This window comes from Pseudomonas sp. B392_1p (assembly GCF_052245235.1).
Taxonomy (GTDB): Bacteria; Pseudomonadota; Gammaproteobacteria; order Pseudomonadales; family Pseudomonadaceae; genus Serpens; species Serpens gallinarum.
In genome coordinates this window covers 158,762-171,191 of record NZ_JBQPXM010000001.1, presented here as the reverse complement: position 1 = coordinate 171,191, position 12,430 = coordinate 158,762, and the positions used below count along the sequence as shown (strand labels likewise).

Here is a 12,430-nt window from a genome sequence, read left to right as displayed (position 1 = left end):
ACCCTTATTCTATGGGCACTGAGGCAAGTCAAGCCGTTTTCCGAGAATGTGTACCGTCATGTCCTACTCTGCATCATTTCGCGTAGAAAAAGACCTGTTGGGAACGCTGGAAGTCCCTGCCGATGCCTACTACGGCATCCAGACCCTGCGTGCGGTACATAATTTTCGCCTGTCCGGCGTGCCACTCGCTCATTACCCGAAGCTGGTCGTCGCCCTGGCTATGGTCAAGCAGGCCGCGGCCGACGCCAACCATGCGCTGGGCCATCTGCCGACCGTCAAGCATTCGGCAATCAGCGCCGCCTGCGCGCAGATCATCAATGGCCAGTTTCATGAGCAGTTCGTCGTGGATATGATCCAGGGCGGTGCCGGCACGTCGACCAACATGAACGCCAACGAAGTGATTGCCAACCTGGCACTGGAAGCCATGGGCAAACACAAGGGCGAGTACCAGTACCTGCACCCGAACAACGACGTGAACATGGCGCAGTCGACCAACGACGCCTACCCAACCGCCATTCGCCTGGGACTGCTGCTTGGCCACGATGCCCAACTGGCCAGCCTGGACAATCTGATCCAGACGTTCGCCGCCAAGGGCGAGGAATTCGCCGACGTGCTGAAGATGGGCCGCACCCAGCTGCAGGACGCCGTGCCGATGACCCTCGGTCAGGAGTTTCGCGCCTTCGCCACCACCCTGGGTGAAGACCTGCAGCACTACAAGTTGCTGGTCCCCACCCTGCTGACCGAGGTCAACCTGGGTGGCACGGCGATCGGCACCGGCATCAATGCCGATCCGCGTTATCAACAGATGGCCGTCGCCCGCCTGGCCCAGATCAGCGGCCAGCCGCTCACCCCGGCCGCCGACCTGATCGAAGCCACCTCGGACATGGGCGCCTTCGTGCTGTTCTCCGGGATGCTCAAGCGCACCGCGGTGAAACTGTCGAAGATCTGCAACGACCTACGCCTGCTGTCCAGCGGGCCGCGCACCGGGATCAACGAGATCAACCTGCCGCCGCGTCAGCCGGGCAGCTCGATCATGCCCGGCAAGGTTAACCCGGTCATTCCCGAGGCCGTCAACCAGGTGGCATTCGAGATCATCGGCAACGACCTGGCGCTGACCATGGCCGCCGAGGGCGGACAATTGCAGCTCAATGTCATGGAACCGCTGATCGTCTACAAGATCTTTGATTCGATCCGCTTGCTGACCCGGGCCATGGACATGCTGCGCGAACACTGCGTGGTGGGCATCACCGCCAATGTCGAGCGCTGCCAGATGTTGGTGGAACAGAGCATCGGCCTGATCACTGCGCTGAACCCCTACATCGGTTACGAAAACGCCACACGCATCGCCAAGCTGGCCTTGGACAGCGGTCGTGGTGTGCTGGAACTGGTTCGCGAGGAAGGCTTGCTCGATGAAGCCCTGCTCGCCGAAATCCTCAAACCTGTAAACATGATCGCGCCACGCCTGGCGCCGCTGAATTAATCAAAATGGAGATTCCCATGCTTCCCCCCTCGCGCGCGCGCAACGTCGTACCCATGACCAGCGCAGTCCAGCCGCCAGCACGCTTCATGCCCATGCGGGGCGCCTTCACCACCCACAAGGCCTACCGCCCGGCCCCGGTCGGCACGCCGCAGGCCTGATTCCAGACTGCGCGAGGAGCACACCTTTTAGCGAGCAGTCATTTTGCCTGCTCGCCCCTTGTAGATCGCTCATTGACGGGCCAGCATGCGTGCATTCACCTTGCCTGGATGCCGCCATGAACCCTGCCCGCGATTCCCTGCTGATCCTTTATACCGGCGGCACCATTGGCATGCAGATGAGCGCTGCGGGCCTTGCTCCGGCGTCCGGTTTCGAAGAGCGCCTGCGCGTCGAGCAGGCCGTGCATTCCGAATGCCGACTCCCAGACTGGCGGTTTCAAGAGCTGAGCCCGCCAATCGACAGCGCCAACATCACCCAGGCCCACTGGCTGGCCATGCGTGACGCCATCGTCAGCGCAGTCGAGCGCGACGGCTGTACGGGCGTGCTGGTCCTGCACGGCACCGACACCCTGGCCTATACCGCGGCTGCCTTGAGTTTTCTGCTCCTCGGCTTACCGGTGCCGGTGTTGCTGACCGGCTCGATGCTGCCGGCGGGCGTTGAGGGCAGTGACGCCTGGGGCAACCTGTTCGGCGCTCTTACACTGCTGGAACAGGGCATGACTCCGGGCGTGCAGGTGTTTTTTCATGGCCGCGTGCTGCATGGCGCGCGGGTCAACAAGCGCAACAGCCAAGCCTTCGACGCCTTTGCTGAGGCCCTGCGCGGAGTACCCGCGGCGCCCTGCATCAGCGTGCCGGCTGCGCTGGATTACCGGGTTGTGCGCCGCAACGTGAACCTCGCCGTGCTGCCGTTGTTCCCCGGTCTGCGCGCCGAACACCTGCAGGCGCTGCTGGGCAGTGGCGTGCAGGGTCTACTGCTGGAATGTTTTGGCAGCGGCACCGGACCGTCTGACAATCAACCCCTGCTGGACGCACTGCGCGATGCCCACCAACGGGGCGTGGTGCTGGCGGCCATCAGCCAATGCACCGAGGGCCGAGTGACCCTCGACACCTATGCCGCGGGCAGCCAACTGGCGGCTTGTGGCGTGATCAGTGGCGGGGCCATGACCCGCGAAGCGGCGCTGGGCAAGCTGTTCGCCCTGCTCGGCGCAGGACTTGAGCAGGCCGAAGCGGAGCGCTGGTTTACCCGGGATCTGTGTGGCGAACGTGCCGGCTAACCCGCCCGCCGCCCGGCCTTCTTGTCAGTTTGGCCGAACGGCAATTGCGCGGCAGGCGCGGCGCATTGCAGGATAAGCCCCTCTGTTGGAGGTGACTGCTCATGCCCACCCGTCTTGCCGTCGAAATCGGTCCGGTTGGCGACGCCGACCATGATGCCTGGCTACCGCTGTGGCAGGGTTATCAGCGCTTTTACATGACCGAGATTCCAGCCGAGGTCAGCGCCACCAACTGGCGGCGCTTTCTCGATCCGGCCGATCCGTTGCACGCCGCGCTGGCCTGGGCCGATGGCCAAGCCGTGGGGCTGGTGCACTGGCTGTATCACCGCTCCAGCTGGACCATCGGTGACTATTGCTACCTGGAAGACCTGTACATTGCCCGCGACCTGCGAGGACAGGGCGTTGGTCGCCAACTGATCGACTATGTCGAGGCCGCTGCTCGCGATAGCGGCTGCAGCAAGCTGTACTGGCTGACCCATGAAACCAACACCATGGCCATGCGTTTGTATGCGCGAGTAGCCGAGCGTAGCGGCTTTGTGCAGTACGCCAAGGCGTTGTAGCAAGAGCCCAGAAACAACGGGTGATCTCGCCGCAGGTACTCGCAGAGCTTCGGCCAGCCAAAAAAAAGGGGAGCATCATGCTCCCCAAGAGGTAATCGTTTAAAAAAGGATGAATCAGCCCTCGATCTCGATCAGCGTCTCGCCCGGGTTGACGCGGTCGCCCTTGGCCACGTGCACGGCCTTGACGGTGCCGGCGATCGGCGCCTGCACTTCGGTTTCCATCTTCATGGCCTCGGCGATCAGCAGCGGCTGGCCCGCCTTGACTGTGTCGCCTTCCTTGACCAGTACCTCGACGATGTTGCCCGGCATGTTGGTGCTGACGTCACCCGGCGCGCTGGCCGGTTTGCGCTGGCCGGGCGCGCCGGCCACGAAGGTGTTGAGCGGCTCGAACACCACTTCCTCGGGCATGCCGTCGATGGACAGGAAGAAGTGGCGTTTGCCCTCACCCTTGACGCCCACGCCGGTAATATCCACGCGGTAGCTTTCACCGTGCACATCGATGACGAACTCGGTTGGCACGCCTTCCTCGCTGGGGGCAGCACCCTTGCCGTTGGGAATGGGCAGCAGGACTTCTGGCGTGAGGGTGCCGGCAACACGCTCTTCGAGAAACTTACGTCCGATGTCCGGGAACATCGCGAAGGTCAGCACATCCTCCTCGCTGTGGGCCAGGCTGCCGATTTCCTCGCGCAGACGCGCCAGCTCGGGTTTGAGCAGGTCGGCTGGGCGCACGTCGATGAGCTCTTCACTGCCGATCGCCTGCTGGCGCAGCTGTTCATTGATCTGCCCGGCGGCCTTGCCGTAACCGCCCTGCAGGTACAGCTTCACCTCGTTGGTGATGGTCTTGTAGCGTTCGCCCGCCAGCACGTTGAAGAACGCCTGGGTGCCAACGATCTGTGAGGTCGGGGTAACCAGCGGCGGGTAGCCCAGGTCTTTACGCACCTTGGGAATTTCCGCCATCACTTCGTCCATGCGGTGCAGCGCGCCCTGCTCCTTGAGCTGGTTGGCCAGGTTGGAAATCATCCCGCCCGGTACCTGGTTGACTTGCACACGGGTGTCGACCCCGGTGAATTCACTTTCGAATTGGTGGTACTTCTTGCGCACGGCATAGAAGTACAGGCCGATCTCCTGCAGCAGCTCTAGATCCAGACCCGTGTCGTATTCGCTGCCCTTGAGCGCGGCAACCATCGACTCGGTGCCCGGGTGACTGGTGCCCCAGGCCAGGCTGGAGATCGCCGTATCGATGCGATCGGCGCCATTTTCGATGGCCTTCATCTGGCACATGCTGGCGACACCGGCGGTGTCGTGGGAGTGCACCACCACCTCCAGGTGTGGCAGAGCTTCCTTGAGGGCCTTGACCAGCGTACCGGTGGCGTACGGGGTGAGCAGACCGGCCATGTCCTTGATGGCAATGGAATCGACGCCCATCGCCGCCATCTGCCGCGCCTGTTGGACGAAGGCTTCGTTGGTGTGTACCGGGCTGGTGGTGTAGCAGATGGTGCCCTGGGCATGCTTGCCGGCGGCCTTTACCGCTTCGATGGCCACGCGCAGATTACGCACATCGTTCATGGCATCGAAGATGCGGAACACGTCGATGCCGTTATCCGCCGCCTTGGCAACGAAGGCCCGTACCACGTCATCGCTGTAGTGCCGGTAGCCGACCAGGTTCTGTCCGCGCAGGAGCATTTGCAAACGGGTATTGGGCAGGGCAGCGCGCAGCTGACGCAGACGCTCCCAAGGGTCTTCCTTGAGGAAGCGCACACAGGCATCGAAGGTGGCGCCGCCCCACACTTCCAGCGACCAGTAACCGACCTGATCGAGCTTCGGGCAGATCGGCAGCATGTCTTCGGTGCGCATGCGCGTTGCCAGCAGAGACTGGTGGGCATCACGCAGGACGGTATCGGTAACGGAGATTCGTTTGCTCATGGTGTGTTCCTCACAGGCCTGCGTGGGCGGCAATGGCGGCGGCAATGGCCAGGGCCAGTTCGCCCGGCTTGCGTTTGATCGAGTAGTTCAGCAGTTCAGGGTGTTCGTCGACGAAACTGGTATTGAAATGTCCGCTGCGAAAATCCGCGTTGGCGAGAATCTGCTGATAATAGGTGGCGGTGGTTTTCACCCCCTGCACGCGCATGTCGTCCAGCGCCCGCGAGCCTCGCGCCACCGCTTCTTCCCAGGTCAATGCCCAGACCACCAGCTTCAGGCACATCGAATCGTAAAATGGCGGAATGGTGTAACCGGTGTAGATCGCCGTGTCAGTACGCACGCCGGGGCCACCGGGGGCGTAGTAGCGGGTGATCTTGCCGAAGCTGGGCAGGAAGTTGTTGCGCGGGTCCTCGGCGTTGATGCGGAACTGTAAGGCGAAACCGCGGTACTGGATGTCTTCCTGCTGCACGGACAGCGGCAGCCCCGACGCGATACGAATTTGCTCTCGCACGATGTCGATGCCGGTGATTTCTTCGGTGATGGTGTGTTCCACCTGGACGCGGGTGTTCATTTCCATGAAATACACCTCACCGTCGGCGAGCAGGAATTCCACAGTGCCGGCGTTTTCATAGCCCACCGCCTTGGCGGCGCGCACCGCCAGGTCGCCGATATAGGCGCGCTGCTCTGGCGTCAGCTGGGGGCTGGGGGCGATTTCGATGAGTTTCTGGTTGCGCCGCTGGATCGAGCAGTCGCGCTCGAACAGATGCACGGTATTGCCGAAGCTGTCGGCGAGGATCTGCGACTCGATATGCTTGGGATTGACGATGCACTTCTCGAGGAACACCTCGGCATTGCCAAAGGCCTTGGTTGCTTCGGAGATTACCCGCGGGTACGCGTGCTCCAGCTCCTCACGGCTGTTGCAGCGACGAATGCCTCGGCCACCGCCACCAGAGGTGGCCTTGAGCATGACCGGGTAACCCAGACGCTCGGCTTCCTGCAGCGCCTGGGCCAAGTCGACGACGTTGCCTTCGGTGCCGGGCGTGACCGGCACACCCGCCTTGATCATGCTGCGCCGCGCTTCGGTCTTGTCGCCCATGCGGCGAATCACCTCGGCGCTGGGACCGATGAATTTGATCCCACGCTCGGCGCAGATCTCTGCAAGTTCGGGGTTTTCAGACAGAAAGCCGTAGCCCGGATGCAGCGCGTCACAACCCGTGTCCACCGCCAGGTTGACCAGCTTGCGCGGGCTCAGGTAGCCACTCAGCGGATCCTCGCCAATGTTGTAGGACTCATCGGCACGCTTGACGTGTAGCGCATGGCGGTCGGCCTCAGAATAGACCGCCACGGAGCGGATGCCCATCTCGGCACAGGCCCGCACGATGCGGACAGCGATTTCGCCGCGGTTGGCTATCAGGATTTTCTTGATCACGTGTGTTGTCCTCGACCCGTGAACTGGCGACCCCTGGCGGGGCGGTGATGGGTTTCACCCTACGCCTGCACACCTGATTAATGAAAATCAATATTTGTTTGAATCGCGATAAGTAAAAGCTTATACGTTAGGCGGCAATGCACCGACAGCTCCCTGTCCATGGGCACTCGAGACTCGACAACCTGCTTCAAGGCGACCGAAGGTCAGGAGAAATATATGCGCAAATCGCTGTTGCGTATGACGCTGCGGCAAATGACGGTATTTCGCGCAGTCTGCGACAACCGATCTTACAGCCGCGCCGCCGAGGAAATGGCCCTGACCCAACCGGCGGTGAGCCTGCAGATTCGCCAGCTTGAAGAGCTGATCGGCCAGCCCTTGTTCGAATATGTCGGCAAGAAGCTGTACATGACCGACGCCGCCGAGGCGTTGCAGCATGCCTGCCTGGATATCTTCGGTCGCCTGGAAAACCTCGACATGCAGCTTTCGGAGCTACAAGGTTCGCTCCAGGGACAACTGCGCCTCGCGGTGGAGTCCAGCGCCAAATACTTCATCCCCCACCTGTTCGCCGCCTTTCGCCAGAGCTACCCAGAGGTGAGCCTGCAACTGGCCGTGGTCAATCATGCCCAGGCGATCAAGCGCCTGAGCATCAACCGTGACGACCTGCTGATCATGGCCATGGTGCCGACCGGCATGGAGCTGGAGTTCTTCCCGTTTCTGGACAACGCGATCATCGCTGTGGCGCGCCCCGACCATCCCTTGCTGCGCCGGGGTCCCCTGCAGCTTCAGGACCTGACCGCCTACCCGCTGTTGCTGCGCGAGGCTGGCTCCGGCACCCGGCAGGCCACCCAGGAGTATTGCCATCAGAAACGCGCGCACTTCCCGCAGACACTGGAAATCGGTTCCCTGGAAGGCCAGCGCGAAGGGGTGATCGCCGGCCTTGGCCTGGCCCTGCTGCCGCGCCACGCGGTGCGCCGTGAACTGGACGGCGGCGCATTGGTGGAACTGCCAGTCGCCGAACTGCCGCTGATGCGCAGCTGGTGCGTGGTGCATCCACGCGGCAAGCACCTGTCGCCGGTCGCGCAAACCTTCTTCGAGTTCGTCCGCCAGCAGCGCAGCCAGATCGGCGAGCTGGTGGGTCGCTTTCAGGCGCTGCAGCCTGGGCCGGTGGATTAACGAGAGGAATACAGGAAATCGGCCAAGCCCACGCTGAGCCGGCGCTGCTCCCAGTACTCTTCAATGGCCCGCCGGTAACGCATGCGGCGCTGGTCTTCGAGCCGGCGGCGGGCCTTGGTATCCAGCGGGTGCGGATAGTGGAGAGATTGACAGGACATGGCGGCACTCCCAGCACAATGCGGAAGTTGCACCCTGACAAGCCTGCATGACGCTTTGAGGGCAGGACGATAACGATGCGGTGACGCCCGCTCAGTCCTCCTGAGCTTTCACCGCTTTAGGCGACAGACGCAGGGTACGCAGGCTGCGTTTGACGCTCTTCAGGTGATTGACCAGGTCCGGGCCCCGAGCCATGGCAACGCCCATGGCCAGCACGTCGATCACCACCAGGTGAGCGATGCGCGAGGTCAGCGGCGTATAGATCTCGGTGTCTTCCTGCACGTCGATGGCCAGGTTGACGTCGGCCAGTTCGGCCAGCGGCGTCTGTCCAGGGCACAGCGTGATCAGCGTGGCGCCGCTTTCGCGCACCAGATTCGCGGTGGTCAGCAGGTCCTTGGAGCGCCCGGACTGGGAAATGCAGATCGCTACATCACCGGGCTTCAGGGTCACCGCAGACATCGCCTGCATATGCGGATCGGAATACGCCGCGGCGGTGAGCAGCAGGCGGAAGAATTTGTGCTGAGCATCGGCGGCTACCGCGCCGGAGGCGCCAAAGCCGTAGAACTCCACACGCCGCGCCTGGGCACAGGCCGCAATGGCGCGCTCCAGCGCCTGCGTATCGAGCCGTTCGCGCACTTCCATCAGGGTATGCAGGGTGGTGTCGAAGATCTTCAGGCTGAAGTCGGCGATCGAGTCGTTCTCGGTGATGGCGAACTGACCGAAACTGGCGCCAGCGGCCAGACTCTGCGCCAGTTTCAGCTTGAGGTCCTGGAAGCCGTTGCAGCCAATGGCCCGACAGAAGCGCACTATGGTCGGCTCACTGACGCCCACGGCGTGGGCCAGATCGGCCATCGAGCTGTGCATCACCACTGCGGGATCGACCAGAACATGTTCAGCGACCTTGAGTTCGGATTTACGCAGCAGGTGACGGGATTGAGCGATGTGTTGCAACAGATTCACGGGCAAGACTCGGTTATGATCGGCACCAGCCGGGTTGTAGTGGTTTTGTAGTTATACTACAAGACACATCGCCCGCCCAGTAAACCGACTTTGGGAGCGCGTGTGGTGATCCCTCCTTGCGATATGCTGGTTTTTGGCGGCACAGGTGATCTCGCCCTGCACAAGTTGCTGCCGGCGCTCTATCATTTGCACCGCGATGGCCGTCTGCCTAAAGACATGCGCATCCTGGCATTGGCACGCAAATCCTTGAGCCGCGCGGCCTACCAGGCGTTGGCCGAGCGCCATTGCCGCGCCCAGGTGGCGCGTGCCGATTTTGATGCCGACACCTGGCAGCGCTTTGCCGAGCGACTCGACTACCTGGCCATGGATGCAGGTCAGAGTGCTGACTACGGCCGCCTGGCACGTCATTTAGGGCAGTCCTGCCAACGTGGGCGCATCTACTACATGGCTACTGCCCCGGACCTGTTCGAGGATATTGCCGCCTCGCTGGGCACCGCAGGGCTGGTCACCGAGGACAGCCGGATCGTGCTGGAAAAACCCATCGGCCATTCGCTGGCATCGGCCCAGGCGATTAACGCCGCCATTGGCGCCGCCTTTGCCGAACCGCAGATTTTTCGTATCGACCATTACCTGGGCAAGGAAACCGTCCAGAACCTCATGGCGCTGCGCTTTGCCAATGCCCTGTTCGAGCCGGTGTGGCGTGCCGGGCACATCGACCATGTACAGATCAGTGTCTGTGAAACCCTCGGCGTGGAAAATCGCGGCGCTTATTACGACCGCGCCGGCGCAATGCGTGACATGGTGCAGAACCATCTGCTTCAACTTCTGTGCCTGGTGGCCATGGAAGCCCCGGTGCGGTTCGATGCCGAAGCGGTGCGCAACGAGAAGGTGAAGATTCTCGAAGCGCTCAAGCCCATCCAGGGGCTCGACGTCCGAGACAAGACGGTGCGCGGTCAATACGGCGCCGGGCGGATTGGCGGGCATGACGTGCCCGCCTATTACTTCGAGAAAAATGTAGATAACGACAGCGACACCGAAACCTTTGTTGCGCTGCAGGCGGAAATCGACAACTGGCGCTGGGCCGGCGTGCCTTTCTATCTGCGCACCGGCAAGCGCTTGGCGAAAAAAACCTCGGAAATCGTCATCCAGTTCAAACCGGTGCCCCATCACCTGTTCAAGGGCGATGAAGCCAACCGGCTGCTGATTCGCCTGCAGCCGGAGGAGCGCATCAGCCTGCAACTGATGGCCAAGACGCCGGGCAAGGGCATGCACCTGGAGCCGGTTGAACTGGATCTCAATCTAGCCCAGGCCTTCCAGCAGCGACGCTGGGATGCCTATGAGCGCTTGCTGCTCGATGTGATCGAAGGCGACTCGACCCTGTTCATGCGCCGCGATGAAGTAGAAGCCGCTTGGCAGTGGATCGACCCGATCCTGCAGGGTTGGCAGCAGCATTACCAGAGCCCGCGCAGCTACCCGGCCGGCAGCAGCGGTCCGGAACAGGCCCACAGCCTGCTGGAGCTGGGCGGGCGCGAATGGTTGGGCTAGCACATCCATTTAATAATCACGCGCGTGCCGCAAACCGTAACGAGAACTCAGTTAGCGCTATACCCGCCTGTTTTTTGTCCGGCTGCGCTCAGCGTGAAGCACTTTCTACCCGTCACCGTTCACCGCGCCTTGTTGTGAACTGTAGCGCAACAATCTCACCCTGATACCAAGGCGCAGCCCCTTGCTGGTACGGTTCGTTTGGCCCACGCTAGGCTTCAGGGGTGCGGGCGACCATAGGCTAATATCCAGAGCAAAAAAAATCCTATTAGCATATGAGGTTCTAAAAAGAGCAGCCGGGCTTAACTCCCATAACGAGGTGCATAAATGCTCATTTTCTTTGCCAGCCTTGCCATACTTTTACTCGGCTACAAGTTCTACAGCCCATTTGTTGAAAAACAAGCGGGTATAGACCCAACAGCCATAACACCTCAACAACGCTTGCATGATGGTGTTGACTACGTTCCCATCAGCCCCGCGCGGGCTTTTTTGATTCAGTTTTTGAACATCGCCGGGATTGGTCCCATTTTCGGCCCTATTCTTGGGGCCCTGTACGGTCCGATCGCGCTGGTCTGGATTGTCATAGGCAACGTGATCGGCGGTGCGGTGCACGACTATTTTTCTGGCGTCATGAGCCTCAAGGAAAACGGCAAAAGTCTGCCGGAGATTGCAGGCAACTATTACAACGTGATTTTCAAAGGCTTCATGCTGGTCTTCACCTGCATGTTGTTGTTTTTTGTGGGTGTGGTTTTCATCATGAGTCCGGCGGGGCTGCTGAGTAACCTGTCGTATTTCGAGGGCACATTACTGGCGGGCAATACGTTCTGGGTATTGGTCATTCTGGCCTACTATTTCTTCGCGACCTTGCTGCCCATCAATAAGATCATCACCAAACTGTATCCGCTGTTTGGTTTGCTGATGATCGTGATGACCAGCCTGGTTGCTCTGGCGGTGCTGTGGGAAGCTCCCCACTTGCCCCAGATCACTGGTATTTTTTCCTATTTCAGCGGCGATCATGCGCATGATTTCCTGGTTCCCAACCCTGATGGCTTGCCTGTATGGCCGTTGCTGTTCCTGACGATCACCTGCGGCGCTATTAGCGGTTTCCACTCCACGCAGTCCCCGATGATCGCCCGCTGTCTCACCAATGAGAAATATGCTCGTCCGGTGTTTTATGGCGCGATGATGTGCGAAGGCATCGTCGCTTGCGTCTGGGCAACTGCCGGGATCGCCACGTTCCCCGGCGGTTATGTAGAACTAAAAGCCATGCTGGCCCAGGGAGGACCGGGTTTGGTGGTTAATCATATCGCCACCAGTTACCTGGGCGTCTTCGGTGGTGTTATGGCGATCCTGGCGGTGGCCATCTTCCCGATCACCTCCGGCGATACCGCATTCCGCTCGCTGCGCCTGACGATTACCGATGCATTCAATATCAGCCAGTCCGCCATGCACAGACTGGCTCTGGCGGCGCCGCTGCTGGGCGTGGCGTATCTGATGACGTTCCTGGACTTCTCGCTGATCTGGCGCTACTTCGCCTTCTCCAACATGCTGCTGTCGACCAGCGTGCTGTGGCTGGCAACCAAGTATTTGTTGGACAGGGGCAGCTTCCACTGGATCGTCAGTATTCCCGCCGTTATCGGTACTTCTATAACCATTTCTTATATCGCGACGGCCGGTATTGGCTTCAGCTTGCCGATGACCTACGCCAAACCGATAGGTATCCTGATCGCCATAGCGTGCCTCATCGGCGTTGTCATTCAGCATAACCGGAACAATGCCAACGCTTATGCGGGGCCGGAAGTGTAATCCGCCGAGAACACTCGGCAGCACTCACCGGGCACACGGGGCGAACTCGAAAGAGTTCAGGCCCCGCTGTGCTTAATAGGGCATGACGCAGGGCGAGCGGCGTTTCTGGGTTCACGCATTTGTAGCAAATCAAGCAC

The 12,430-nt window shown here is 61.0% G+C and carries 11 protein-coding genes; 7 read left to right on the top strand and 4 right to left on the bottom strand.

The window, feature by feature from the left end; all coding sequences use genetic code 11:
• The first annotated feature begins 58 nt into the window (after positions 1 to 58).
• The 4 genes from ACTV8E_RS00810 (at position 59) to ACTV8E_RS00795 (ending at position 3,307) form a co-directional block, all read left to right on the top strand.
• The gene (locus ACTV8E_RS00810; protein ID WP_443198157.1) at positions 59 to 1,480 is read left to right on the top strand and encodes an aspartate ammonia-lyase; all 1,422 of its coding nucleotides are present in this window, start codon (positions 59 to 61) and stop codon (positions 1,478 to 1,480) included.
• Positions 1,481 to 1,497: 17 nt separating this feature from the next.
• The gene (locus ACTV8E_RS00805) at positions 1,498 to 1,638 is read left to right on the top strand and encodes a hypothetical protein (protein WP_251835521.1); all 141 of its coding nucleotides are present in this window, start codon (positions 1,498 to 1,500) and stop codon (positions 1,636 to 1,638) included.
• 116 nt (positions 1,639 to 1,754) lie between these two features.
• Positions 1,755 to 2,750 (top strand): asparaginase, encoded by a 996-nt coding sequence (locus tag ACTV8E_RS00800; RefSeq protein WP_443198156.1) that lies wholly within the window; start codon positions 1,755 to 1,757, stop codon positions 2,748 to 2,750.
• A gap of 101 nt (positions 2,751 to 2,851) precedes the next feature.
• A complete protein-coding gene (locus ACTV8E_RS00795; RefSeq protein ID WP_443198155.1) occupies positions 2,852 to 3,307 on the top strand; it encodes a GNAT family N-acetyltransferase in 456 nt (151 codons plus the stop codon).
• Positions 3,308 to 3,421: 114 nt separating this feature from the next.
• Here the strand turns inward: ACTV8E_RS00795 and oadA are convergent, their stop codons facing one another.
• Together oadA and ACTV8E_RS00785 are read right to left on the bottom strand one after the other, a co-directional pair.
• Complete coding sequence (oadA, locus tag ACTV8E_RS00790; protein WP_443198154.1) at positions 3,422 to 5,230, bottom strand: sodium-extruding oxaloacetate decarboxylase subunit alpha; 1,809 nt, start codon at positions 5,228 to 5,230, stop codon at positions 3,422 to 3,424.
• Positions 5,231 to 5,240: 10 nt separating this feature from the next.
• The gene (locus ACTV8E_RS00785; RefSeq protein WP_443198153.1) at positions 5,241 to 6,656 is read right to left on the bottom strand and encodes an acetyl-CoA carboxylase biotin carboxylase subunit; all 1,416 of its coding nucleotides are present in this window, start codon (positions 6,654 to 6,656) and stop codon (positions 5,241 to 5,243) included.
• A gap of 216 nt (positions 6,657 to 6,872) precedes the next feature.
• On the opposite strand from ACTV8E_RS00785, the gene ACTV8E_RS00780 reads away from it, so the two are divergent.
• Positions 6,873 to 7,829: a LysR family transcriptional regulator gene (locus ACTV8E_RS00780; protein WP_286010235.1), complete on the top strand. Its 957-nt coding sequence runs from the start codon at positions 6,873 to 6,875 to the stop codon at positions 7,827 to 7,829.
• On the opposite strand, the gene ACTV8E_RS00775 is transcribed toward ACTV8E_RS00780, so the two are convergent.
• Entirely contained in the window at positions 7,826 to 7,987 is a 162-nt protein-coding gene (locus ACTV8E_RS00775) for a PA3496 family putative envelope integrity protein (protein WP_251835832.1), read from the bottom strand. The genes ACTV8E_RS00780 and ACTV8E_RS00775 overlap by 4 nt on opposite strands.
• Before the next feature lie 91 nt (positions 7,988 to 8,078).
• Positions 8,079 to 8,945, bottom strand: coding sequence for a transcriptional regulator HexR (hexR, locus tag ACTV8E_RS00770; protein ID WP_251835516.1), 867 nt, complete (start codon positions 8,943 to 8,945; stop codon positions 8,079 to 8,081).
• A gap of 123 nt (positions 8,946 to 9,068) precedes the next feature.
• On the opposite strand from hexR, the gene zwf reads away from it, so the two are divergent.
• Together zwf and ACTV8E_RS00760 are read left to right on the top strand one after the other, a co-directional pair.
• Complete coding sequence (gene zwf / locus ACTV8E_RS00765; RefSeq protein WP_251835817.1) at positions 9,069 to 10,490, top strand: glucose-6-phosphate dehydrogenase; 1,422 nt, start codon at positions 9,069 to 9,071, stop codon at positions 10,488 to 10,490.
• A 324-nt stretch (positions 10,491 to 10,814) separates the two neighbouring features.
• A complete protein-coding gene (locus tag ACTV8E_RS00760) occupies positions 10,815 to 12,293 on the top strand; it encodes a carbon starvation CstA family protein (RefSeq protein ID WP_251835515.1) in 1,479 nt (492 codons plus the stop codon).
• Positions 12,294 to 12,430 lie beyond the last annotated feature (137 nt).